Raw genomic sequence first — 23,926 nt, 5'->3', positions numbered from 1 at the left:
GGGCCGGCTCCAACCGGCGGGTCGCATCGCGGCGCCCGGGTACTCGAGCCGCATGGAGCAGCACCTCCAGGAACCGCCTCTGCCGTCGGCCCGCGGCCGGATCTCCGCAGCCGTAGAGGAGTACCTGCTGGGCGCGGGACCGCTGCCGCGCGCCGAGGACATCACCGCCGTGCCCGGCTACGGCGACGACCTCCAGCTCGCCCTGTACCTGTGCTACGAACTGCACTACCGAGGCTTCGCGGGCGTGTCCCCGGACCGTGAGTGGGACCCGGATCTGCTGCGCATCCGCGCGGCGCTGGAGCATCGTTTCCTGTCCGCCCTGCGCGCTGACACTCCGGTCCACGACACCGTCGAGGGCTCGCTGGCGGAGCTCCTCGTCGAGCCCGTCGACGGCTCGGGGGTCACCCATTACCTCTGCGACGAGGGCGAGTTGTGGCAGCTGCGCGAGTACGCGGCCCAGCGTTCCCTGTACCACCTCAAGGAGGCCGACCCGCACGCCTGGGTGCTGCCGCGGCTGTCGGGCCGGGCCAAGTCGGCCATGGCGGCGGTGGAGTTCGACGAGTACGGCGGGGGCCGCCCCGAGCGGCTGCACGCGCGCCTGTTCGCCGACCTGATGACGGACCTCGGCCTGGACCCGACGTACGGCCACTACCTCGACGCGGCCTGCGCCGACACCCTGGCCACGGTGAACCTGATGACCCTCCTCGGCCTGCACCGGTCCCTGCGGGGCGCCCTGGTGGGCCACTTCGCGGCGGTCGAGATCACCTCGTCGCCCGGCTCCCGGCGACTCGCCGATGCCCTGCGCCGCACGGGAGCCGGTCCCGCGGCCGTGTTCTTCTACGACGAGCACGTCGAGGCAGACGCGGTCCATGAGCAGGTCGTACGCCACGAGGTGATCGGCGGGCTGCTGGAGGCGGAACCGCACCTCGCGGCGGACGTGGCCTTCGGTGTCGATGTCACCGGACACCTGGAGGACCGTCTCGCCACGGCCCTGCTCACGGAGTGGCGCGCGGGCCGGTCGTCGCTCCGCAGGCCGCTGGGGCATGGCATATCCGGTATTCCATGACATGAGGGGTACCTGGGATGCATGAACGCTCTGGCGCTTCCGCTCGCCCCACCGGGCGTGTACGCCCCGCAGGACGACACCGCGCTGCTGGCCGGAGCCCTGGCCCAGGAACGGCTCCCGCCGAACGCGGAGGTCCTCGACGTGGGCACCGGGACGGGTGCGCTGGCGCTCCAGGCCGCACGCCGGGGCACCCGGGTGACCGCGGTGGACGTGTCATGGCGAGCGGTGTGGACCGCACGGCTGAACGCCCGGCTGGCCGGACTTCCGGTCCGTATCCGGCACGGGGACCTCTTCGCCCCGGTGCGCGGGCGGACCTTCGACCTCATCCTCGCCAACCCGCCGTACGTACCGGCACCCGACGCCCGCCCGCGGCCTCGTGGCGGGGCCCGGTCGTGGGACGCGGGCCGCGACGGCCGGTTCGTCCTCGATCCGCTCTGCCGGGACGCACCCGCCCTGCTGCGCCCGGGCGGAGTCCTGCTGGTCGTGCACTCCGCGCTGAGCGGCCCCGGCCGCACCCTCGCGCATCTGCGTGGATCCGGCCTGAGGACCACCGTGACACTGCGGCGGCGCATCGCGTTCGGCCCGGTGCTGCGCGCCCGGCAGGGCTGGCTGCGTGAGCGCGGCCTGCTGACCGCGGCCCAGGACAAGGAAGAGCTGGTGGTCATCCGTGCCGAACGCCCCCGCTGACCGACCGCGTCGCCTCACCTTCCACGAGCCGGGCCCACTCCTCGTGGACGGACCGGTCGAGGTGGAACTGGAGGACGGCACCATCGTCACCTCCGACCGCTTCCGGGTCGCCCTGTGCACCTGTCGGCGCAGCCGCCGTTACCCCTGGTGCGACACGAGCCACCGCAGGCGGATTCGGCGTACATCCGAGGAATGACGGAAAGTCAATGATCGGAAGGGAAATTCACCGGGTCGGGTGAACCAGATCTTGCGGGGCCGCTCCACAGGGATGGTCAAGACCGCGCCGGGGTACCTACCGAGATCGAATGCGCCCCCTGTCGAGGTGGAGCGGACATGACGCCGGAAGCAGACGACCGCGCCCGCGAGCCGGCCGAGGGCACGGTCGTGGACGCCTTCAGGACGGCGCGGCCCGCGGCGAACGCTCATGCCCGGACCCGCCCGCACGGCCCGTTCACCGTGGTCGAGGCGGCCGGTGACATCGATCTGGCGACGGCGGGGTTTCTCGCGGAGCATCTCGATGCGGCGACCGCGGGGTCGGAGCCGGACGTGCTGGCCGATCTGCGAACCGTGGACTTCTTCGACTGCTCCGGCTTGCGTGTGCTGTGCCGGGCCGAGGAACGCGCCGCGGCGCGCGGCGGCCGACTGCGGATCGTCGCGAACGATCCACGGCTGCGCCGGCTGCTGCGCGCATCGGGCCTGCTGGACCGGTTCCCTCCGCTTCCCGGTATCCCGGAGGAACGGGAGTGAGCTCGAGGGCCGGCGGGCGGCCCCACTCCGCCCGCCGGCCTTGTGCGAGATCACAGGGGCCCCGTCACAGGGTCCGCACTCCCCAGCTACGTGCCCTGCTGGTGATCACGGGGGCCGTGCGATCCCGGTCCCTCAGAACGTGAAGACACTCGTCCCGTAGGAGTTCTTCACGCACTCGTTGGAGAAGGTGCGCTCATAGGAGACGCGCTTGCCCTGCCAGACGCCGTCGACGGTGACGACCACCGGGTCGTACTGCCTGGTGCACAGCACACCGTCTCTGCTCTTCAGCGCGTCGAAGTCACCGTCCGTGCCGCGCAGTTCGGCGCAGGCGTCGGCGGCCACCGGATGGGTACCGGAGGCCGTCGGGGCGCAGGTCAGGGTGACCGCGCGTTCCGGGGTGACGGTGGCTGCGCTGTCGCCGTGGCCGGCGGTGAGCACCAGTGCCGAAGGGGCGTAGAGCGAGGCGGGGGCGGCCGGGGTGGCGAGCGCGGCCCCGGTGAGTGGTCCGCAGACGGCGGTGGCCGTGAGGCCGAGAGTCGCTGCCCAGCGCGCGGTGTTCCGCATTGTGTGCATCCTTCCGCTCGAAAGAGAGGGTGTGCCTCAGCCGGCTCGATCGGTGCCGGATCGGCGAGCGCGAGTCTGCCGAGTCCGCCGCCGGAGGTCACATCGGACGCATGGGTTTCAGTAACCTTGCGTGTTGAATCAGTGGCGTGAAGTCACGGAATTCGAACGTTCCAAGCCCATAACCAAGCCACTCTTGATCGCCGAAAGCGCTTGAGTGGCCGGTTTCCCGGTGCTCGTCAATCGTCCTGAAACATTCCGGTTCAGCCCTGGGCGCACTCCGCCGTGGCCCCTTGCCTTCACGTCGGAACGGAGTAATCGTCATTACATGATTACGACAGAGCAACGAGAGAAGCTGCGCGGCTGGTTCGCCGGCCGACTGCCCGACGACCTCTTCGAAGAGCTGGTCGAGGTGACGGTGGACCGCGAGGAGATCACCGTGATCGGCCGGATCCCCGAACCGCGCCTGGCGGCGGACGCACCGACGGCCGAGCGGGAGGCGGCCGTGCGGGGCCGGATCGAGGAGTTCCGGGAGCGCACCCGCGAGGCCCGGATCGCGGTGGCCCGCGACGCCGAGCACCGGTTCCGCCGGAAGGTGTCCTGGGGCGTGGAGTGCGGCGGTGAGCGAACTCTGTTCACGCATATCGCCGCGCCGGTCATGACCCGGCTGCGCCAGCCCGAACGTCAGGTCCTGGACACGCTCATCGCCGGCGGCGTCGCCCGCAGCCGCAGCGACGCCCTCGCCTGGTGCGTACGCCTGGTCCAGCGCCACACCGACGACTGGCTCGCCGAACTCCGCAACTCCCTGGAACACGTCCAGCGGGTGCGCGCCCAGGGACCCGACACGGAACCCGAGGACACCCCGGCGGACGGCGAGTAGGGAGGCAATGGAGGAACCGTCCAGTCATGGCCCGAAAGATGGATGAACCGTCCTCTGGTGCACGTCACGCACACCGCCTTACCGTCTGCTGACCCCAAGAGGACGGCATCCGTTCGCGCCACACACCCCAGCGATCGCGACCACCCGCCCCTCCCCCGTGCCGCCGCGCCACCCCACGCGGTCCACCGCCGTCCCCTCGCTGGAGCCCCCTTGTCCCCGCAGCCCGAGCCCGCCCCCTCCCCCACGACGCCCCCGTCCCTCACCGAAGTCGAGACCCACGGCGTCGACCGCATCCCCGACGCGGACCGCACCGCGACCCCGCTCGACCTGTTCCGGCTCGCCTTCGGCGGCGCCAACACCTTCTCCACCTGTGTCCTCGGCGCGTTCCCGATCCTGTTCGGCCTGTCCTTCTGGCAGGGGCTCGCCGCCACGCTCCTCGGCGTCGTCGTCGGTGCGCTGATCCTGTGCCCGATGGCCGTGTTCGGCCCGGTCAACGGCACGAACAACGCTGTCTCGTCCTCCGCGCACCTGGGCGTGCACGGACGCGTGGTCGGCTCGTTCCTGTCCCTGCTCACCGCCATCGCCTTCTTCTCGATCTCCGTGTGGAGCTCCGGCGACGCCCTGGTCGGCGGTGCGCACCGGCTGTTCGGCCTGGAGCGCTCCACGCCGTCGTACGTCGTCGCGTACGCGCTGTTCGCGGGACTGATCCTCGCGGTCTGCGTCTACGGCTTCCGGTTCATGCTGTTCATCAACAAGGTCGCCGTGACCTCGGCGACCGCGCTCTTCCTGGTCGGCGCGATCGCGTTCGCCGGTGACTTCGACCCCTCGTACGCCGGTGTCTTCACGGACTCCGCGGACGCCGCGACGCAGTCGCTGTTCTGGCCGTCGTTCATCGGCGCGGCCTTGATCGTGCTGTCCAACCCGGTGTCGTTCGGGGCGTTCCTGGGCGACTGGTCGCGCTACATCCCCGCGAGCACACCGCGCCGCAGGGTGATCGGCGCGGCGTTCCTGTCGCAGATCGCGACGCTGCTGCCGTTCGTCTTCGGTCTGGCGACCGCGAGCATCATCGCCACGAAGGCGCCGGAGTACGTCGATCCGGCCGCCCCCGACTTCGTGGGCGGGCTGCTGGCGATCTCGCCGGGCTGGTTCTTCCTGCCGGTCTGTCTGCTGGCACTGATCGGCGGCATGTCGACGGGCACGACGGCGCTGTACGGCACCGGGCTGGACTTCTCCTCCGTCTTCCCACGGCTGTCCCGGGTGCAGGCCACGCTGCTGGTCGGCGCGTCGTCGATCGCCTTCATCTTCATCGGCCGGTTCGGGCTCGACCTCGTGCGGTCCATCTCGACCTTCGCCACCGTGATCGTCACCTGCACCACACCCTGGATGGTCGTGATGATGCTGGGCTTCTACACCCGGCGCGGCTGGTACGACCCGGACGCGCTCCAGGTCTTCAACCGCCGCCAGCGCGGCGGCCGTTACTGGTTCGCGCACGGCTGGAACTGGCGGGGCATGACCGCCTGGTGGGTCTCCGCGCTGCTCGGCGTGCTGTTCACCAACATCCCGGGCCAGTTCGTCGGCCCGCTCGGCGATCTGGCGAACGGCGTCGACATCAGCCTGCCGCTGGCCCTGGTCGTGGCCGCGGTGCTGTTCCTGACGCTGCTGCGGCTGTTCCCGGAGCCACGCGCGGTGTACGGGCCCGAGGGTGCGCGGCTCGCGCGGACGGTCGACACGCCCGTGCCGCCGATCACCGGGCCGGACGCTCCGCACAGCGACGCGCCGTTGTCAGACCCCTCGACTACGTTGCGGGCATGACTCAATTCGTGTTGGTGGCGGGAGCCCGGCTCGGAGCGTGGGCGTGGGACGAGGTGGCGGCCGAGCTGCGCGCGGCCGGTCATGAGGTGCATGCGCTGACCCTGACCGGCCTCGCGGAGAAGCAAGGTGTCCCAGCGGGGCAGCAGACCCACGTCCAGGACGTCGTCACGGAGGTCGAGCGCCTCGATCTGCGGGATGTCGTCCTGGTCGGGCACAGCTACGCGGGAATCCCGGTGGGGCAGGCCGCCGAGCGCATCGGCGACCGGCTGGCCCGTGTGGTGTTCGTCGACTCCAATGTCCCGGTCGACGGGGAGAGCTTCCTGTCGGGCTGGCCGAGCGAGCACATACGCCAGGAGATCGCCGCGCACGACGGCTTCTGGCCGTCGGTGGGTGCCGACTACTACGCGGGCCAGGGCCTGACGGACGAGCAGATCGCCCGCACAGTGGCCGGCCAGACCCCGCACCCGGGCGCGACCCTGACCGAACCGGCCGTCCTGAAGCGCCCGATCGCCGAGCTGCCGGCGACGTACATCAAATGCCTGCTCGACGGCGAAGAACCGATGGACGCGGTGGCCGAGGCGCTCAAGAGCAACCGCTGGGAACTGGTGCGGATGGACACCGGCCACTGGCCGATGCTCTCCCAGCCGCGCGAACTCGCCCGCGTCCTGCACGAGTCGGCGACCCGGCCCTGATCGTCCCGTCCTGCCTACCGGTCGGTATGGTCTGCGTACTGCGCGCGTTCTCAGCGACGAGAGGCGGGATGTAGGAGATGGCCGAGCACTGGGCCGACTTCCAGTACGAGATCTACTGATCTCGGGGTGGCTCTGACCTGGGACTCAGCCCCTCGCACCCCCTGTGAGCTGCAAAGACAGATAACCGGTGATCATGCGAGATCACGGGGTCTGCACTGGCAGAGTTGCACAGAAGTCCACCAGTCGGCCGGAGCTGGACCACCGTCGTTCGATGTACTTGTTCGCCTTGCAGATCTTGCAGCCGGGGACGGGGACGCAGTCGAGTAGCCACGCCTCGAACCCCACCGGCAGCTCCACACGAATCGGGTCGGGGTATCTCTGCTGCGGCGTCATACCGGGGATCCTCAGCCGCCCTCAAGGACGTATCTCCCCAGCAGAGGGGGACAGTTGAGACGTCCGCCCGCTAGGCTCGAAGAAGTCTCAAACGTCCATGGCAGGGGGTTGACTCGAACGCAGGGCTCCGTTCGGCCATGGACGACGCTGGACTGACCCCACGGCAGCTTGCGGATCTGACACCGCACGCCAGGGACCGCCAGGACGCTGCCCGCGCGTTGGGAGTGGACGAGAACATGTTGTGGCCGCAGACAGTCAGGGACCGGATCAAGACCGGCAACGACCGAGAGATCATCCACAGCTACCCCTACCGGTCCGCCTGCCCGTCGACCGTGTGGGCCGACCTGATCAGCGGAGCCACAGACGAACTGTTCTTCGCCGGTTTTACCAACTACTTCCTGTGGACTCAGGTACCGGCGTTCGCCGACACGGTGCGCCGGAAGACCGAGGCCGGTGTAAGGGTCCGGTTCCTCCTGGGGGACCCCGAAGGTGAGGTCACCCGCCAGCGGGAGGTCATCGAGGACGCGATCCTGACTGTCTCGACACGCATCCGCATCACCCTGGGGGAACTGGCCAAGCTTGGCCCGCTAGACGGCCTGGAAGCCCGATACAGCGCCTCAGGGGACGCGGTGAATCACGTGAGTCTGTCTGTGTTCCGGATCGACTCTGAGGCGCTGGTGACACCGCACCTGGCTCGCCTCGTCGGGCACGACTCCCCTGACCGATTCGCCGAGCATGCCGAAGAGCTATGGGGCCGAGGCGTTCCAGTGGAGTAGTGCTGTTGCTCTACCCATAAACCGGGTGTTCGCCCGGATCCGCGACCCGCGTGAACGCCGCGGGAGACGACATCCGCTTCCGTACGTCCTCGTGCTCGCGGCGGGTGCGGTCCTGACCGGCGCCACTACGTTCCTGGCGATCGCAGAGTGGGCCGCCGACCAGGAAGCGGCTCATCTCGCCGCTGCTGGTGCCCGGTTGTTAGATGTGGAGCCCGAGCGGGCCTGGCCGACTTCGCCCCGCCGACCTGGCGTACCCAGGTCATCAAGCGGAAGCTCAAGAAGATCCAGTACCGCCTGATCACCGGCTGCCTGCCACCCACGGGCCTGAAGCCTCAATAGCCTGATCGAGACACCGGACAACGCGGATTCAACCTGAGTACTGCCGGTTCAACCAACTACCGGTCATCATCGTTCCCCCACGGATGCCGCATAGGATTTCCCGCGCTGTCCAGCCAGTAGTGCCTCTTCTCCCTCGGATCGCCGTACTTGTCGAAGGATTCCCCGCACTTTCCACAGCTGTAGAAGGTGACCATCTTGGAGGTCCGATAGAGGCCGTCAGAACGACGTTCCTCGCGGATGACAACCCGCTCCCGATAACTGCCAATCTGCCTCCTTCTTTTGCACCTTGGGCAACGCTCAAGAAGAGGTCTTCCAATGAATCTCCACCATATCCCCATCTATCCATACCTCCGCTTGGGCGCCCGTCACTCAACTTCCCCGTACGGGTCTGTACGTTACTCAGTTGAATCCGCGCCGGATCCCCAGCCAGGCGAGCGGGGAGACCCGCCGAAGTCATGCCCGTACCCGAGCACGTCAACGCTGCGTACCGCGTGGATTCGCGGCTACGCCGAGACCCGCCCCGTATCCGCGCAGCCGGAGCGCGCCGACTAAATCAGTTCTTCATCGGAGGAAGGGCCTGGGGTAAACCACGCGCGAGATGTGTCCGTTCCTGCAAGCAGCACAATGACCACCGCCCCGAACAGCAACGCGCCCAGCCCAGCCACGTCAGCGGCGCGGAGCCCTAGCAAGCCAATCACTACGCCCTCGCCAATCGCCACGACCCGGGCGCCGCGGTTGCCTTGCCACAGTCCGTAGGCCGCCAGGCCAGGTAGGAGAGCGAAGAGGGCAACCACGGCACCGGCCGGTTCTCCGCCTGTGACAAACAAGATCGCCACGACGAGCGGGAAGGCGGCCAGCAACCCGTTGAGGGCAACCGCTGCGATGATCGGCGCCGGTGGTCTGTGCATCTCACCTGAAGGCATGTCACGGAGAATATTGGCGCTGGGCCGGGACCGGTCCCGTCGGGCGTCGGTAGGTTGTCGGTGATATGGAAGTGACTGCTGCTGTCGTCCTCACCGCGATCGAAGGGTGACCATGTCCGCGGACAATACGCCCTGGCAAGCCGCACTCTCCCTTGCTGATCTCGGAAGGCTCACCGGCGATTGGCTTGCCGGTCGTCTCGACTACCACCCGGGTCATCCTGACGGCGCCCTCGATCTCGGACCCGCTGAGATCATCGATCTCCTTGTCGCCATCAACCGCTGCGGCATGGTCACCCTCGTCGCACAGACTGGCCTGGACGAGAGGGATGGCGACGGCGTTCCCGTTCGCTGGCGTCATCCGGCCGTATGGGCTTTGCTCGCTGACAAGGACCTTCCCCGCCTCAACTCAGCCTTCACTGATGTGCACCTCTATGAGCAGTCCGCCATCCCTCGCCTTACCTGGCACCGGAAACGCGTCAGGGCTGGCTACGACGTCACCTGGTTCCGCGACCGCCGCTTCGATGCTCCCATCGGTCGGGACATGCACACCCGTGACTTGCGGCGGTGGTTTGGTGGTCAGCTGTCGCGATCAGCGCTAGCCGAGGCATCCGCGGCCTGGCAGGTCGTGCTCATAGGGCGTGATGCCGCCGACACCGAACTGTGGCGCGGTCTCAAACGGTTCGCTGCCACCGCGGGGAAGTAGGAACCCACCCCCAGAAGACGCTGTGCCTGTAAGCCTCGCCGGAGCCACGAGGAAAAGGCCCCATGATGCGCCTCTTCCTCCTGCTCAGGCACGGCTCCAGCTGGAGTTTCTGTCCAGACGAGCTCTCGGTTGTCGTTAAATCGCCCCGTCCGGCAGCAGCTGTAGGAGCTGGACAGCGGGAAGCCGTACATCGGTGAGACCCCTGGAAGCGTTCCCGGTGGCCCCTGTGGTCATCTGGGACCACTCCGACCCACGCAAGCCAGTAGAGCGCAAGGCGAACCTGGTGTTCCTCACAGGGAACAACCAGCCGGTCCGGCGCGGTTCGTGGCGTGACCTGTGGCTCAACACTATGAAGCGGGCGAACACCCAACTTGCCGAGGATGGTGCGGGGTTGAAGGTTCCCGATCGGACGGGGATACACGCGTGCCGCACTTCTACGCCAGCCTGCTGATCGCCCACGGGGAGAGCGTGAAGGTTGTCCAGCGGGCGCTGGGGCACACCAAGCCGTCCATGACTAGGGTTCTTACAGAGTGCCCCGATAGTTCCCTCTGGGCTGGAGGAAGCGGCATAGTGGCTGGTCAGTGGGCCGATTTCCAGTACGAGATCTACCTCAACGGCATGTCGGGCGCCGTACCCCGGCTGCCCACCGATCTGACCCGGCTGGAGGAGCTGACCGAGCAGCGGCTCGGCCCCGGCCCTGTCGGCTATGTGGCGGGCAGCGCCGGCGACGGGAGCACGGCCCGTGCCAACCGTGCCGCCCTGGAGCGCCGCCGGATCGTGCCGCGCATGCTGCGGGACGTGCACGAGCGGGATCTGTCGGTCGAGGTGCTGGGGCGCGCGCTGCCCGCCCCGGTGGCGCTGGCGCCGGTCGGCGTGCTGTCGATCATGCACCCGGACGCGGAGCCGGCCGCTGCCCGTGCCGCCGCCGCGCAGGGCGTGCCGTACATCCTGTCGTCCGCGTCGAGTACGCCGATCGAGCAGGTCGCCGAGGCGATGGGCGACGCCGAGCGCTGGTTCCAGCTGTACTGGGCCAAGGACCGCGAGGTGACCCGGAGTTTCCTGAACCGGGCCAAGGCGAGCGGGTTCTCGGCGCTGGTCGTCACGCTGGACACGCCGATGCTGGCGTGGCGGCCCCGCGACCTCGACCAGGCGTATCTGCCGTTCCTGCACGGCGTGGGCACCGCCAACTACTTCTCGGACCCGGCGTTCCAGGCGGGCCTGGCCAAGCCGGCGCACGAGGATCCGAACGCCGCGGTGATGCACTTCGTCGGTATGTTCGCGGATCCCGGCAAGACCTGGCCGGACCTGGCGTTCCTGCGGGAGAACTGGGACGGCCCGATCGTCCTCAAGGGCATCCTGCATCCCGACGACGCCCGGCTCGCCGCCGACGCCGGGATGGACGGGGTGGTGGTGTCCAACCACGGCGGGCGCCAAGTCGCCGGTTCCGTCGCTGCGGCCGACGCGCTGCCCCGGGTCGCCGAGGCCGTCGGCGACCGGCTGACCGTCCTCTTCGACAGCGGGGTGCGCACCGGAGACGACGTCTTCAAGGCGCTCGCGCTCGGCGCGCGGGCGGTGCTGGTCGGACGGCCGTACGTCTACGGGCTCGGCCTCGACGGACAGGCGGGCGTCGAGCATGTGATCCGCTGTCTGCTCGCCGAGTTCGACCTGACACTCGCCCTGTCCGGACACGCCACGCCCGCCACATTGGGCCCCGCCGACCTCATCCAGGACCCCGCATGACCGACGCGAAGAAGAACGTCCTCGCCGTCGTCGCACCCCACGTCGGCGGCCGGGCGACCGGAGCCGGACTCGCCACCCTGCTCCCAGGCGAGGCGCACGTCACCGTCGTCGAGGCCGCCGACGAGGACCCCGCCGCCCTGCGCGCGGCGCACGTCATCGTGACGGCGCTCGCCCCGGTGACCGCCGAACACCTGGCTGCCGCACCGGAGTTGGAGCTGGCGCAGTGCGCGAGCCACGGCTTCGACTACGTCGACGTGACCGCCGCCCGCGCCCGCTCCGTGCCCGTCTGCACGATCGGCTCCAGCGGCGCCGAGGCGCAGAACGTCGCCGAGCAGGCCTTCGCCCTCATGCTCGCCCTGGCCAAGCAGCTGATCCCCGCGCACACCGCCCTCGTCGAGGCCGACTGGGCACTCCCCCGGCTACAGCGCTCCCTCACCGAGCTGTCCGGCAAGACCCTCGGCGTCGTGGGCCTGGGGCAGATCGGGCAGGAAGTCGCCCGGCGCGCGGTCGCGTTCGACATGACCGTCGTCTACGCCGCGCGGCGACCCGTACCGCCGGAGACGGAGGCCCGCCTCGGCGGCGCCCGTCATGTACCGCTCGACGAGCTGCTGCGCACCGCCGACTACGTCTGCCTGCACACGCCCCTCACGGAGGAGACCCGGCAGTTGCTGAACGCCGAACGCCTCGCGCTCCTCAAACCGACCGCGTTCGTGATCAACACCGCCCGGGGTGCCCTGATCGACCAGGACGCCCTCGCCGACGCGCTGGAACGGGGCGCCCTGGCCGGGGCGGGCATCGACGTCTTCGACCCCGAACCGCCCACGCCCGCCCTGCGTCCGCTCAGGGCCCCGAACGTGGTGCTCTCCCCGCACGCCGCGGGAGTCACCCGGGAGACGCTGGTCCGTATCGCCCTGGCCGCCGTCCAGAACGTGGCCGGGTTCCTGGCGGACAACCCCCCACGGGACGTGGTGAGTCAGCCGGGAACCGCGCCCCTCAGGCCGTCCGGCCGGAGAGCCGGGCGGGCGGCACGGACGGGGCGTCGGTCCCGGCGATCGACAGCGACCCGGTGTCGGCCGTCGCCTGGTCGGTCAGCCAGCGCTGCTCGCCGGAACCGTCACGGACCTTGACGACGATGTCGGCACCCTCGTCCTTGGTGGTGGACGTCAGCGCGAGCCCCTCCTGCCAGCGGGCCAGCAACTCGCCCCGCACGGTCAGGTCGTAGCGGACGTCGTCGCCGCGCTCGGAGTCCTCGGGGGCACAGGTGCCGAGGATGACGACACCGGCGTCCACATGCGAGTCCAGGCACAGGCTCGGATTCGCCACGCTGCGCAGCAGTCCGTCGACTTCGTACGACCACTGCTGGGTCTCGTCGGACGAGCAGGCGGCCAGTTCGGTCCCGGCGCCGGCCTTGGCCTCGCCGCGGATGTCCAGGCACAGGTTCGCGGCCTCGTTGCGCAGCGTGGACTGCAGTGGTGCGGTGGGGAGTTGGGCGGTGCCCGGCCCGGTGGCCGTTCCCGGGGCACCGGTCGCGGCGGCGGACTCGGTCGGGTCGGTTCCGCTGTCCGGAGCCCACAGACTGGAGACCAGCACGCCCGCCAAGAGCCCGGCGGAGGCGATCCCCACGCTCGTGAGCAGCGCCCGGGTGGGCCGCGGCGCCACGGCGACACGTCGACGGGCCGGCGCGGGGATACGGGACAGGATCCGCTGGCGCGCCCTGCCGTGCCGGCCGGAGCCTCGTGCCCGCGTGCCCTGCTCGGCGCGGCCGGGACGGGAGTCGAGATAGCGGCGCGCGCCCCAGCCGAGCACGGCCTCGGCGAGCAGCACACCCAATCCGCCCTCGAAATGACTCAGTTGTTCGGCGGCGAAACGGCAGTAGCGGCACTCTCCGAGATGCTGCTGGACATCCGGCAGCAGTGCGCCGCCCCGGCGGATCGGGACATCGAGGAGTCGGTTGTAGAAGCGGCAATCCTTGCTCGGTGCGAGTTCCCGATGAGCATGTACACAACCCTCGCGGAATTTTTCACGCGCCTGTTCGAGAGCGGCCGTCGCGGTGTCGATGTCCATGCCCAGCAGTCCGGCGGGAACGGTTATCGGCTCCGCCTCCACCTCGGTGTGCCACAGCAGACACCGGGCGAGTCCGGGAAGGGCATGGAATGAACGCTCGGCCAGCTTGCGATTTTCCGGCGTCATGGACTTCGCGGCACGCATGCCGCGACCCCCGGCGGGTTTCACCAAATCCGGCAGAACACCGGATATTCGCTCCTCGGCAGACCACTGCCCCACGGTGTCCCGCACGGCCACGAGGAACCGCGGGCGCACCGCGTCGGCAGGCTCGCCCAGCGCCAGCCGGTCGAGAACCTGGTGAAATGCGGCGGCGGTGACCATGGAGGCGACATCCGACTTCGAGGCGAGGCAGATGACCGCGTATTCGTGAGCGGGCCGCCAGTGCCGCGCCATCAGCAGCGCGACGGAAGGAGAGGCCTCGGCGTCCGTACGGCCTCTCAGCCCGGTGGCGAGGTCCTCGTCGGATTCTCCGGGAACCCCGCCGGGCGGGGGGTAGGGCGGGCGAGGGGGGTGGGGGGTGGGCACTGAGCGGATTCCTTCCCACGCGCAGGTGACTCTCAGATGTTCTGGCCGCCGAAAAGGAACTCAGGGGTTGGTGCGTACCTTTTGGGGCGACGACGCGGGGAGCATGAATTCACGAGTGCCGATCCGGACCTGTTCCCCTCAGGACGAATGCGACTCCGCCAATGCCCCCCACATGCGCTGTTCACCCTTGCACAACACACTCATGACCGACAAGGCACTCGGGCAACATCCGCCTCATTGCAAGAGAGCAAGAGGCGGCGGCAACTCGCCTCTGGGCACCTGTTTTCCCGTTTTTCCATGCGCCCCGTGTGAATCGGGCGCACTCGCCGGTGCGCCGCGCACGCTCCCTCGCGCACGCCCCCGCGTAGTGCACTGGTGGCGGCCGGGTCAGATCTGCCAGGAGCGCAGCCGGTCGGCCGCGCCGTATACGTCGGCCTTGCCGGAGATCAGGTCGCGGGCCAGATCGACGAGGGCGCCGTAGGGCGGGTCGATGCCGACGTCGCTGACGAACATATAGGCCACGGCGGTGGCGCAGGCGAAGCGGGCGTTGGCCGCCGGCAGCGGCTTGAGCAGGGCGAGCGTGTGCAGCAGGGCGGCGGCCCGCCAGGCCGGGTCGGAGTCCACGCCGAGGCGCGGCGGGTCGACGCGATGGCGGGCGACGGCGGCGACCAGGGCCGAGAAGTCGTTGATGGTCGGCTGGTCGGGCAGGACCTCTTCGTGGCGCTGGAGCAGCCACGGGACGTCGATATGGACGACGGAAGCCATCGGTCAGGCGACCCGCCCCTCGCCCTTGATGGCTGGTTCGTCGTCGGGGAAGGCGGCCGCGAACTCGTCGGCGTGGGACGCGAAGAACCGGCGGAAGGCCTCCGCGCCCTCCTGGAGAGCACGGTGGCGGGCTATGTCGGCGGCTGCGGCCTCACGCACGAGCGCCTTCATCGACGTACCCCGCTCCTTGGCGATCTGCCGCAGGTCCTCCAGTTCGCGGTCACTGAACTCCACGTTGAGGGCTGGCATGCACTTCAGGGTACCGCGCGGGTACTTACTCGTAAATACCACCAGGTCACAGCGTCAATACCGCGGTACCACCAGGCCGGAACGCCCTGTCCGATTCCCGCCGGACGCGGCGCGGGCGGGGCGGCAGACTCGGAAGCGAGAGCACGACGAACGAACCGCACAGGACGGTGACCATCTCATGACGCTGACCACGGACCGGGCCCGCCGCCGCGTCGAGGGGACGGACTGGGCCGCCCTCGCCGAGGAGCTGGACACGTACGGCAGCGCGCGGACGGGCCGGCTGCTGACCCCGGCGGAGTGCCGCGACCTGGCGGCGCTGTACGAGAAGCCGGAGCTGTTCCGGACCACCGTCGACATGACACGGCACCGCTTCGGCTCCGGCGAGTACCGCTACTTCACCCATGACCTGCCCGCCCCGGTGGCCGCCCTGCGCGCCGCGCTCTATCCGCGCCTGCTGCCGATCGCCCGTGACTGGGCAGCCCGGCTCGACCGCCCGGCGCCCTGGCCGGACTCGCTCGACGAGTGGCTGGAGCGGTGCCATGCGGCCGGACAGGACCGGTCGGCGCAGATCCTGCTGCGCTATGGGGAGGGCGACTGGAACGCGCTGCACCGTGATGTGTTCGGCGAGATGCTCTTCCCGCTCCAGGTGGTCGTCGGACTCGACGCGTACGGCACCGACTACACCGGCGGCGAGTTCCTGATGGTGGAGCAGCGGCCCAGGGCCCAGTCGCGGGGCACCGCCACCGCGCTCGAGCAGGGTCACGGCCTGGTCTTCACGACCCGGGACCGGCCCGTGCGCACCCGGCGCGGCTGGTCGGCCGGGGCGATGCGGCACGGGGTGAGCCCGGTACGTTCCGGCCACCGGTACTCGCTGGGGCTCGTCTTCCACGACGCGTCCTGACTCCGGCATGGGCGAGCAGTGAGACGTATGTCACAATCCGGCCGTCGACGTCACAATCCGGCCTCCTCCGGCCCTCGCAGTAGTGAGCGCACCACTGCGGAGGCCTGTTCATGTACGAGTTCCCTGTGCCCGACACCGACGAGCGACTCAGCGAGGCGACCGGAGTCTTCGTCGACCACCGTGAGCTGCTGTTCGGCCTCGTCTACAACATCCTGGGCAGTGTCGCGGACACCGAGGACGTGCTCCAGGAGACCTGGCTGTCCTGGACGGCCCGGGGCCGGGGCCGCGATCTCGACGGGATCGACAATCCCCGGGCGTATCTGGTCCGTATCGCCGTCAACCACGCGCTGGGACGGCGCGCCGCGATCAACCGCTCCCGTGAGACCTACGTCGGTCCCTGGCTGCCGGAGCCGCTGGTCGCCGACGACGGTGCCGACGATCCCGCGCTGCGCACCGAGTCCGTGTCGCTGGCGATGCTGGTGGTGCTGGAGTCGCTCACGCCGCTGGAGCGCGCGGTGTTCGTGCTCAACGAGGTGTTCGGGTACGCCCACACCGAGATCGCGGAGCTGATCGACCGCACCCCGGCGGCCGTACGGCAGCTGGCGCATCGGGCGCGGGCGCATGTGCATGCGCGGCGGCCGCTGTACCAGGCGCATCCGCGGGTGCGCCGGGAGGCGACCGAGCGGTTCGTGCAGGCGGCCCTCGGCGGGGACATCGCCGCGCTGATGGAGATCCTCGCACCGGACGTGACGGTGTGGTCGGACGGCGGCGGCAAGCGCAGGGGCGCGGGACTGCGCCCGGTGCACGGCCGGGACAAGGCGGTCCGCCTCCTCACCTCGTACCGCACTCGGGGTGTCGCGCAGGGCTTCGAACTGCGCTACCGCCGCGTCAACGGCGACGAGGCGATGGTGCTGTTCCAGGGCGGCGAGCCGTACGCGGTGATGGTCATGGACCTCACGCCCGAGGGCGACCGGGTGTCCAGCGTCTACATCGTCAGCAATCCCGACAAGCTCACGCACGTCCACAAGGAGGAGGCGTGACCACCACCGTGCGGCCCGGGAAGGGCGAGCGGCTCGCCGACTGGTTCGACGGCCGCCTCGGCACTCATACGCTCGGCAAGAAGTACCTGCGGAAGGTCTTTCCCGACCACTGGTCGTTCCTGCTCGGCGAGGTCTGCCTGTACAGCTTCATCGTGCTGATCCTCACCGGCGTGTGGCTCACCTTCTTCTTCCATCCGTCGATGAACGAGGTGGTGTACCACGGCAGTTACGCGCCGCTGAACGGCGTCCGGATGTCCGAGGCGTACGCCTCCACCCTGGAGATCAGCTTCGATGTGCGCGGTGGGCTGCTGATCCGGCAGCTGCACCACTGGGCGGCACTGATCTTCGTGGCCGCGATGCTGACGCACATGATGCGGCACTTCTTCACGGGTTCGTTCCGCAAGCCGCGTGAGATCAACTGGCTGTTCGGCTGGTCCCTGCTGTTCCTCGGCCTGTTCGAGGGCCTGATGGGCTACTCGCTGCCGGACGACCTGCTGTCGGGGACCGGGATGCGGTTCGTCGAGGGCGCGCTGCTGTCGGTGCCGATCGTGGGGACGTATCTGACGATGTTCCTGTTCGGCGGCGAGTTCCCCGGCGACGACATCGTGGCCCGCTTCTACTCGCTGCACATCCTGGTGGTCCCGGGCATCATGGCCGCGCTGGTGGTGGCGCACATCCTGCTGGTCTTCTACCACAAGCACACGCAGTTCGCGGGCCCCGGCCGCACCGAGCGCAATGTCGTCGGCTCGCCCTTCATGCCGGTGTACATGGCGAAGGCGGGCGGCTTCTTCTTCCTGGTCTTCGGCGTCCTCACCCTGATCGCGGCGGTCGCGACGATCAACCCGGTCTGGCAGTACGGCCCCTTCCGCGCCGACCAGGTCTCCACGGGCGCCCAGCCGGACTGGTATCTGGGGTTCGCCGAGGGTCTGGTCCGGGTGATGCCGGGCTGGGAGATCGATCTGTGGGGGCACACGCTGGTCATGGGCGTGCTGATCCCGGTCGTCGTCTTCCCGCTCCTGCTGCTCTTCATCGGCGTGTATCCGTTCGTGGAGGCCCGGGTCACCGGCAACAAGCGGGAACACCACATCCTGGACCGGCCGCGCAACCGTCCTGTGCGTACGGGCATCGGCGCGGCCTGGATCAGCCTCTATCTGATCCTGCTGGCGGGCGGCGGCAACGACATCGTGGCGACCCGGCTGCATCTGTCGATCAACACGGTGACGTGGGCGGTGAGGATCGCCGTGTTCGTGGTCCCGGTGGTCGTCTTCGTCGTCACCCGGCGCATCTGCCTGGGCCTCCAGCTCCGCGACAAGGAGCTGGTGGCGCACGGCCGGGAGACCGGTGTGATCAAGCGGCTGCCGCACGGCGAGTACGTCGAGGTGCACCAGCCGCTCGATCAGGCCCGGCTCCACACCCTGACCGCCCATGAGCGGCCAGGGGAACTGGTGGAGGCGCAGCGGGCGAGCCTCAGCCCTGATCCGCCACGAAGGACGCCATCCGGGTCAGGGCGGAGTTCCAGTTGATGGTGTGCTCGTTCGTCGACCAGGACTGGATGTCGTCGATGTAGCAGAACTGGCCGACGCAGCCCTGGAGTTTGCTCTGTGCGTAGGGGTCCTGGATGCTTGAGTTGGGGCCTCCGGCGAGCGTGCCCTTCGGCGGGTTCGGCAGATTCGGGTCGAGCTGGTGGGCGTACCAACGGCTGTGCTGGTTGCGGGAGTCGACCTCGCCGTAGCCGGTGACGTAGGAGATGTTCAGCGCGTTGCGGCCGAGAATGTAGTCCATGCTCTGCAACGCGCCGTCCCGGTACTTCGAGGCGCCGGTGAGGTCGTAGGCGGTGGCGATGACGACCGCGTTGTGCAGGATCTGGTGGTTGGAGCCCCAGTCGTAGAGGTTGCCTTCGGGGGCGTACGGCATGCCGTACGGCTGTGACTTCAGGGTGGCCAGGTAGGTGTCGGCGCCCTTGATCACCGACTGGCGCACCTTGTCCCGGCCGGGCAGCTTGCTCGGGACGGTCGCCAGGTCCAGTCGTCCGGCGGCGGCCGTCCTGGCCCAGTCGTAGCCGAGGGGTCCGAAGATGTCGGCCGTGTGGACCGGCGAGTTCAGGATGTGCTTCTCGAACTCCTTCTGCCCGGTGGTGAGATACAGCTCGGCGGCGGCCCAGTAGAACTCGTCGGTCGCGTCGGTGTCGGGGTAGGCGCCGCCTCCGGTGCCGTCGTTCGGGTCGGGGTGGACCGCGGGGTGCGCGAGCGCCGCGGACCAGGCCTTGCGGGCGGCTGCCAGTGCCTCGGTCGCGAACTGGCGGTCGTACGGCCGGTACAGCCGTGCCGCCTGCGCGGCCGTCGCCGCCAGGTTCAGGGTCGCCTCGGTCGTCGGCGGGTGCAGTTCGCGCTTCTGCGGATCGTCACTGGGCAGCAGGGGCAGGCCGGTCCACTGCTCGTCGTGCATCTTGTGGTGGGCCATGCCCGCGAGCGGCTGCCCGTCCGGCACCTGCATCTTCAGCAGGAACTCCAGCTCCCAGCGGGCCTCGTCGAGGATGTCCGGCACCTTGTTGCCGCTCTCCGGTATGGCGAGCGAGCCGTCGCCGAGCTTCGCCGGGTGGCCGGTGCGGGCCAGCAGGGAGCGTTCGTAGGTGCTGAGCACCTCCCAGGTGGAGATGCCGCCGTTGACGACGTACTTGCCGTGGTCGCCGGCGTCGTACCAGCCGCCGGTCACGTCGAGGGTGTAGTCGCAGACGCCGGGCTGGCAGGGGACGTTCGCGTCGCCCTGGTTGGGCGCGACGTTCACATGGCCGGCGGGGCGTCCGTAGCCGGGCCGCAGGTCGTCGCGGATCGCGATGCCGCTGCGCTGCGTGTAGTAGTACTTCACCGCATCAACACGTAGCTGCTCATAGGCGCGCGCGTCGATGTCGAACGGGCGGCTCGTCTCCCCGTCGGCGACCAGCGTGAAGCCCTGTCCGCGCCCGCGGTAGGCGCCGAAGTCGATCGAGTGGACGTTCTGCGCGGACGACACGTCGGTACCGCGCGGCACGGTCCAGCCGTGGGCGACCGTCGTCCCGGCGGCGTTCTTCACCTGCCAGGGCAGCTTGCCGGTGGCGTCGGTGACCAGCGTGGCGTTCTTGGGTCCTGCGGGCAGGTAGGCGACCTGGTTGACACGCACGCGCGGCCCGGTGTCCGGCTCGTACGGCTCCGGCTCCACCCCGCCCAGCAGCGACACGTCGTCCATGCAGAACCGCCAGTCGTCCGCCTGGCCGCCGAGCTGGAAGCCGACCTGGCCCTGGGTGGTGTCGACGGGCGAAGTGAACGTGTAGGCATACGAGTTGCCGGAGACGCTCAGCTGCGGGCTCACCTCGAACCAGGTGTCGTACGGAGCCACCGACAGCCCCACGATCGCACGCACCACATGGCCCTCGGGTGTGCCGTTCGCGGTGAAGGAGATCCGGTACGACTCCCCCTTCACCAGGGTGACGTCGTTCTGGCCGACGGCCGCGTCCCAGCGGTTGGCGGTGCCTCCCGGCACGTCCGCGCAGAGCTGTCCGCCGGACAGACCGGCGGTCACGTTGCTCGTAGTCCACCAGGGATCGGTGGTGGTGTCGAAGGTGCCGTTCTTGAGTTGCTCGACCTCGTCGGCTGCGGCGGGCAGCGCGGTGAGCGCCGCCGCCAGCAGGGCCGTCAGGGACAACAGGGCGGTTCTGCGTCTTTTCACGTCTGGGCTCCTCGGGAGAGGTACGGGTGACGCTACCGGCGTGGGAGCGCTCCCAGATGCGGGCGCGAACCATGCTTGTGGGAGAGTTGACGGCACGTCAACGGTCCGGACGGGACTGGCTGGACACCGTCCCGTCCGGACCACGCGGGCCGATCAGCCGACCGGGGCCTCCAGCCTGCTGATGCGTACCGCCCCTCGCGCCTCGCCCGGATGACCACTCGTCATGGTGAGCCGCAGCCGGGAGCCCCGTACGGCGTCAAAAGTGATCACGGTCGGCTCGCCCGAGGCGACGGCCCAGTCGACGGCCGCCCCGTCCACCGGCTCATACCGGCGCCCGTCCCACACCGCGACCTCGACCGACGCGGGCAGCGAGTGTGTCGCGTCCACGGTGAACGAGACCTCCACCCGGTCCAGGGTCCGGGACCGCCCCCAGTCGACGGAGATCCAGTCCTCCTCCCGGGCCCCGTCGAAGGCGGGCAGCAGGGGCGTGGCGGCCTTGTAGAAGGCGTTGGACCAGCCGGTGGCCGGGTCGCCGTCGAGCATGGCGGCGGGCAGGGTGTCGGGGCGGCCGGAGTAACTGGCGTCCGCGTAGGGGTAGTTCGGGGGCGCCGGATGGTCGGGCTTGAATGTCGCCGCGGGGGTGGTCGCCGCCGAGTGGGCGGGAGTGGTGCGCACAGCCGCCGTGCCCGCCCGCAGTCCTTGCACCCGCGCCGTCACCTTCAGCGTGCCCGCCTTCGTGCCGGACCGGACGATCGCGAGCGCCTTGCCGTGGAAGGCGGTCCGGGTACTGGCCTGATAGCGCTCGGCGCTCTCCTGCCGGCCGTTGTCCAGCCCGGCGAGCGAGCCGCCCCTGACGTCGAAGGTGATCAGATGCCCGGCGTCGGGCACGACCACGCCGCGGGCGTCCACCACCTCCGCGGTGAGGAAGACCAGCGAACGGCCGTCGGCGGCAAGGGACTTGCGGTCAGGGGTGAGTCGTACGGCATACGGCTTTCCGGCCGTGCGCAGCACATCCGTGGCGACCACCTTGCCGTCGCTGCGGGCCACCGCCTTCAACTCGCCGGGTGCGTACGGCACTTTCCAGGTCAGATGGAGCTTGCCCGCGCTGCCGTTCGGGCTGGTGTAACTGCCGGGGTAGGGGCCGTCGGTGAAGGTCTTGTCGTCGCCGGTGGCCTCGGTGGTCTCCAAGTAGACGCGGCCGTCGACGGTCTTCTTCGTGTCGAAGCGCCGTACGCCCTGGGACTTGCCGTTGAGGAACAGCTCGACGGTGTCGACGTTGGCGTACGCCCAGACCTCTACGACGTCCCCCGGTTCGTGGTTCCAGGTCATGGGCAGCAGATGCACCATCGGCTCGCTGATCCACTGGCTCTGGAACAGGTAGTACATGTCCTTCGGGAAGCCCGCCGTGTCGACCGCGCCGAAGAAGGACGCCTTCACCGGGAAGACGTTGTACGGCGTGGGCTCCCCGATGTAGTCGATGCCCGACCACAGGAACTGGCCCGTGAACCACTTCCGGTCCCGGTCCTTCTTGTGGCCGTACTCGCCGCTCATCGTCCAGGAGGCGAGGTTGTTGTCGTAGGAGGAGGTCGCCCGCTTGCCGGGGGTGTAGTTCTCGCCGGTGTTGAGGCGCTCGGGCTCCTGGTAGGTGCCGCGGGTGGAGGTCTCGGACGAGGACTCCGACTCGAACAGGAACAAGTGGGGGTAGGCGGCGTGGAGTTGGTCGACGGATTTGGCGGTGTTGTAGTTCAGGCCGAGTCCGTCGAGCTTGGCCAGCATCAGGTCGGCGGCCGAGCCCTTGGCCGGGAGGCGGCGGTATTTGTCGGAGCCGATGACGAGGGGGCGGGTGTCGTCGGCGGCCTTGATGGCGGCGATGACGCGGTCCGCCATGGCGAGTCCGGCGGTGGTCGTGGAGTCGGGGACCTCGTTGCCGATGGACCACATGATGACGGCGGGCGAGTTGCGGGCGGCGCAGACCATTTCGGTGGTGTCCTTCTCGCACCACTCGTCGAAGAACCGGCCGTAGTCGTAGCGGTTCTTGCCGGTCCGCCAGCAGTCGAAGTTCTCCACCAGCATCACCACACCCAGCTCCTCGCAGACCTGGATGACCTCCGGCGCGGGCGGGTTGTGCGCGGTGCGCAGGGCGTTGACGCCCATCGACTTCATGATCACCATCTGTCTGCGCACCGCGTCCTTGCTGACCGCCGCGCCGAGCGCGCCCAGGTCGTGGTGCAGGTCGACGCCCTTGAGCTTGGCGGGGACTCCGTTGAGCTGGAAGCCCTCGTCCGGGTCGATGCGGAAGGTGCGGATGCCGAAGGGGGTGCGGTAGGTGTCGACCGCCTTGCCGTCGATACGGAGTTCGGTGTGGAGGGTGTAGCGGTGCGGGTCGGTGAAGTCCCACAACCTGGGTCTGCCGACGGTGAGTTCGTGGGTCTGTGTCGTCCGGTCGTCGACGGTGACGGTGGTGGACGTCCGGGCGACCGTACGGCCGTCGGCGTCGACGGCCCGCGATCTCACCTCGACCTCCTGTGCGGTGCCCGACTCGTTCAGCACGGACGTGCGCACCCGTACGACGGCCCTCTGCTCGGTGATCTCCGGCGTGGTGACGTAGGTGCCCCAGCGCTCCACGTGCACCGGCTCGGTGACGACCAGCCGGGCCTCGCGGTAGATGCCGCTGCCCGAGTACCAGCGGCTGCTGGGGAGTTGGTTCTGCACCTTGACCGCGAGGACGTTCTCGGTGGTGCCGTCGGTGTGCAGGAGGTCCGTGAGGTCGAAGGCGAAGCCGGAGTAGCCGTAGGGGTGGCGGCCGACTTCCTTGCCGTTGCAGTAGACGTACGAGTCCATGTAGACGCCGTCGAACTCCACCGAGATCCGGCGGCCGGTGAAGGCGGGCGGCAGGGTGAAGGCGAGGCGGTACCAGCCGAGGCCGCCGGGGAGGAAACCGGTGCCGCTGGTCGTGCCGTGCTCGGTGGTCGGGGTCTGCTCGATGCTCCAGTCATGGGGGACGGCGACCTCGCGCCAGTCCGAGTCGTCGTATGCGGGTGCGGCGGCGTCGACGTAGGCGCCGGTCGGGTCGGTGATGCCGCCCGGGTTGACCAGCGCGAAGCGCCAGCCGTCGCGCAGGGCGACGGTACGGCGGCCGGATGCGCCCGCGACCGCCTCGGCGGCCCGTGCCACCGGGGTGGTCAGGAGCACCCCGGCGGCGGGTGCGGTCGTAGAGGCGATCAAAACCGATCTGCGAGTGACCGTCATGGCGGCTCTCCCTCATCAGGGCCCAGAAGTACTCACAACTGATCGTGAACAAACAGATTCTGACGGTGGGCCACATAAGGCCGTCAAGGGGCGCGTGAGGTGCTTCTGTCCC

Annotated in this window: 23 protein-coding genes and 1 pseudogene; 16 read left to right on the top strand and 8 right to left on the bottom strand. The window is 69.4% G+C overall.

What is annotated here, in order from left to right; all coding sequences use genetic code 11:
- Positions 1 to 52: 52 nt before the first annotated feature.
- The 4 genes from QQY66_RS46070 to QQY66_RS46055 all read left to right on the top strand — a co-directional run bounded on the left by QQY66_RS46070 (position 53) and on the right by QQY66_RS46055 (position 2,500).
- On the top strand, positions 53 to 1,066 hold the full coding sequence (locus tag QQY66_RS46070) for an iron-containing redox enzyme family protein (RefSeq protein ID WP_301986445.1): 1,014 nt from the start codon (positions 53 to 55) through the stop codon (positions 1,064 to 1,066).
- Between the two features lie 21 nt (positions 1,067 to 1,087).
- Positions 1,088 to 1,753, top strand: a complete 666-nt coding sequence (locus QQY66_RS46065; protein WP_301986444.1) for a HemK2/MTQ2 family protein methyltransferase — start codon at positions 1,088 to 1,090, stop codon at positions 1,751 to 1,753.
- Entirely contained in the window at positions 1,734 to 1,949 is a 216-nt protein-coding gene (locus tag QQY66_RS46060) for a CDGSH iron-sulfur domain-containing protein (protein ID WP_301986443.1), read from the top strand. The genes QQY66_RS46065 and QQY66_RS46060 overlap by 20 nt, the downstream gene beginning before the upstream one ends.
- Before the next feature lie 137 nt (positions 1,950 to 2,086).
- Positions 2,087 to 2,500 (top strand): STAS domain-containing protein, encoded by a 414-nt coding sequence (locus QQY66_RS46055; protein ID WP_301986442.1) that lies wholly within the window; start codon positions 2,087 to 2,089, stop codon positions 2,498 to 2,500.
- A 132-nt stretch (positions 2,501 to 2,632) separates the two neighbouring features.
- Here QQY66_RS46055 and QQY66_RS46050 read toward each other — a convergent pair whose 3' ends face one another.
- Positions 2,633 to 3,064, bottom strand: coding sequence for a protease inhibitor (locus tag QQY66_RS46050; protein ID WP_301986441.1), 432 nt, complete (start codon positions 3,062 to 3,064; stop codon positions 2,633 to 2,635).
- A gap of 325 nt (positions 3,065 to 3,389) precedes the next feature.
- Between QQY66_RS46050 and QQY66_RS46045 the strand changes: the two genes are divergently transcribed.
- From QQY66_RS46045 to QQY66_RS46035, 3 genes are all read left to right on the top strand, one after another.
- Positions 3,390 to 3,941, top strand: coding sequence for a hypothetical protein (locus QQY66_RS46045; RefSeq protein ID WP_301986440.1), 552 nt, complete (start codon positions 3,390 to 3,392; stop codon positions 3,939 to 3,941).
- Positions 3,942 to 4,151: 210 nt separating this feature from the next.
- Positions 4,152 to 5,753, top strand: a complete 1,602-nt coding sequence (locus tag QQY66_RS46040; protein ID WP_301986439.1) for a cytosine permease — start codon at positions 4,152 to 4,154, stop codon at positions 5,751 to 5,753.
- Positions 5,750 to 6,445, top strand: coding sequence for an alpha/beta fold hydrolase (locus QQY66_RS46035; protein ID WP_301986438.1), 696 nt, complete (start codon positions 5,750 to 5,752; stop codon positions 6,443 to 6,445). The genes QQY66_RS46040 and QQY66_RS46035 overlap by 4 nt, the downstream gene beginning before the upstream one ends.
- A gap of 201 nt (positions 6,446 to 6,646) precedes the next feature.
- On the opposite strand, the gene QQY66_RS46030 is transcribed toward QQY66_RS46035, so the two are convergent.
- Positions 6,647 to 6,838 carry a hypothetical protein gene (locus tag QQY66_RS46030; protein WP_301986437.1) on the bottom strand — a complete coding sequence of 64 codons (192 nt, stop codon included), beginning with the start codon at positions 6,836 to 6,838 and terminating at the stop codon, positions 6,647 to 6,649.
- Between the two features lie 236 nt (positions 6,839 to 7,074).
- On the opposite strand from QQY66_RS46030, the gene QQY66_RS46025 reads away from it, so the two are divergent.
- The 3 genes from QQY66_RS46025 (at position 7,075) to QQY66_RS46015 (ending at position 8,505) form a co-directional block, all read left to right on the top strand.
- Positions 7,075 to 7,614 carry an XRE family transcriptional regulator gene (locus QQY66_RS46025; protein ID WP_301987717.1) on the top strand — a complete coding sequence of 180 codons (540 nt, stop codon included), beginning with the start codon at positions 7,075 to 7,077 and terminating at the stop codon, positions 7,612 to 7,614.
- On the top strand, positions 7,574 to 7,912 hold the full coding sequence (locus QQY66_RS46020) for a transposase family protein (RefSeq protein ID WP_301986436.1): 339 nt from the start codon (positions 7,574 to 7,576) through the stop codon (positions 7,910 to 7,912). The genes QQY66_RS46025 and QQY66_RS46020 overlap by 41 nt, the downstream gene beginning before the upstream one ends.
- A gap of 356 nt (positions 7,913 to 8,268) precedes the next feature.
- On the top strand, positions 8,269 to 8,505 hold the full coding sequence (locus QQY66_RS46015) for an Rmf/CrpP fold protein (RefSeq protein WP_301986435.1): 237 nt from the start codon (positions 8,269 to 8,271) through the stop codon (positions 8,503 to 8,505).
- Here QQY66_RS46015 and QQY66_RS46010 read toward each other — a convergent pair.
- Positions 8,502 to 8,876, bottom strand: a complete 375-nt coding sequence (locus tag QQY66_RS46010) for a hypothetical protein (RefSeq protein WP_301986434.1) — start codon at positions 8,874 to 8,876, stop codon at positions 8,502 to 8,504. The genes QQY66_RS46015 and QQY66_RS46010 overlap by 4 nt on opposite strands.
- 112 nt (positions 8,877 to 8,988) lie before the next feature.
- On the opposite strand from QQY66_RS46010, the gene QQY66_RS46005 reads away from it, so the two are divergent.
- The 3 genes and pseudogenes from QQY66_RS46005 to QQY66_RS45995 all read left to right on the top strand — a co-directional run.
- Positions 8,989 to 9,579, top strand: a complete 591-nt coding sequence (locus QQY66_RS46005) for a hypothetical protein (RefSeq protein WP_301986433.1) — start codon at positions 8,989 to 8,991, stop codon at positions 9,577 to 9,579.
- A gap of 570 nt (positions 9,580 to 10,149) precedes the next feature.
- The gene (locus QQY66_RS46000) at positions 10,150 to 11,319 is read left to right on the top strand and encodes a lactate 2-monooxygenase (RefSeq protein ID WP_301986432.1); all 1,170 of its coding nucleotides are present in this window, start codon (positions 10,150 to 10,152) and stop codon (positions 11,317 to 11,319) included.
- Positions 11,316 to 12,293, top strand: a pseudogene (locus QQY66_RS45995) (2-hydroxyacid dehydrogenase); the annotation flags it as partial. The gene QQY66_RS46000 and the pseudogene QQY66_RS45995, both read left to right, overlap by 4 nt.
- A gap of 19 nt (positions 12,294 to 12,312) precedes the next feature.
- Here QQY66_RS45995 and QQY66_RS45990 read toward each other — a convergent pair.
- From QQY66_RS45990 to QQY66_RS45980, 3 genes are all read right to left on the bottom strand, one after another.
- A complete protein-coding gene (locus tag QQY66_RS45990; protein WP_301986431.1) occupies positions 12,313 to 13,908 on the bottom strand; it encodes an RICIN domain-containing protein in 1,596 nt (531 codons plus the stop codon).
- 387 nt (positions 13,909 to 14,295) lie between these two features.
- Positions 14,296 to 14,673, bottom strand: a complete 378-nt coding sequence (locus QQY66_RS45985) for a toxin Doc (protein ID WP_301986430.1) — start codon at positions 14,671 to 14,673, stop codon at positions 14,296 to 14,298.
- Positions 14,674 to 14,676: 3 nt separating this feature from the next.
- Complete coding sequence (locus QQY66_RS45980) at positions 14,677 to 14,922, bottom strand: hypothetical protein (protein WP_301986429.1); 246 nt, start codon at positions 14,920 to 14,922, stop codon at positions 14,677 to 14,679.
- Positions 14,923 to 15,100: 178 nt separating this feature from the next.
- On the opposite strand from QQY66_RS45980, the gene QQY66_RS45975 reads away from it, so the two are divergent.
- The 3 genes from QQY66_RS45975 (at position 15,101) to QQY66_RS45965 (ending at position 18,386) form a co-directional block, all read left to right on the top strand.
- Positions 15,101 to 15,823: a 2OG-Fe(II) oxygenase gene (locus QQY66_RS45975; RefSeq protein ID WP_301986428.1), complete on the top strand. Its 723-nt coding sequence runs from the start codon at positions 15,101 to 15,103 to the stop codon at positions 15,821 to 15,823.
- A 110-nt stretch (positions 15,824 to 15,933) separates the two neighbouring features.
- Entirely contained in the window at positions 15,934 to 16,863 is a 930-nt protein-coding gene (locus QQY66_RS45970; protein ID WP_301986427.1) for a sigma-70 family RNA polymerase sigma factor, read from the top strand.
- Positions 16,860 to 18,386 (top strand): cytochrome bc complex cytochrome b subunit, encoded by a 1,527-nt coding sequence (locus QQY66_RS45965; protein ID WP_301986426.1) that lies wholly within the window; start codon positions 16,860 to 16,862, stop codon positions 18,384 to 18,386. The genes QQY66_RS45970 and QQY66_RS45965 overlap by 4 nt, the downstream gene beginning before the upstream one ends.
- Here the strand turns inward: QQY66_RS45965 and QQY66_RS45960 are convergent.
- Entirely contained in the window at positions 18,331 to 20,565 is a 2,235-nt protein-coding gene (locus QQY66_RS45960) for a glycoside hydrolase family 9 protein (RefSeq protein ID WP_301986425.1), read from the bottom strand. The genes QQY66_RS45965 and QQY66_RS45960 overlap by 56 nt on opposite strands.
- 153 nt (positions 20,566 to 20,718) lie before the next feature.
- Positions 20,719 to 23,814 carry a glycoside hydrolase family 2 TIM barrel-domain containing protein gene (locus QQY66_RS45955; protein WP_301986424.1) on the bottom strand — a complete coding sequence of 1,032 codons (3,096 nt, stop codon included), beginning with the start codon at positions 23,812 to 23,814 and terminating at the stop codon, positions 20,719 to 20,721.
- Between the last annotated feature and the right edge of the window lie 112 nt (positions 23,815 to 23,926).

This window comes from Streptomyces sp. DG2A-72 (assembly GCF_030499575.1).
Lineage (GTDB): Bacteria > Actinomycetota > Actinomycetes > Streptomycetales > Streptomycetaceae > Streptomyces.
This window is presented reverse-complemented; position numbering and strand designations above follow the sequence as displayed.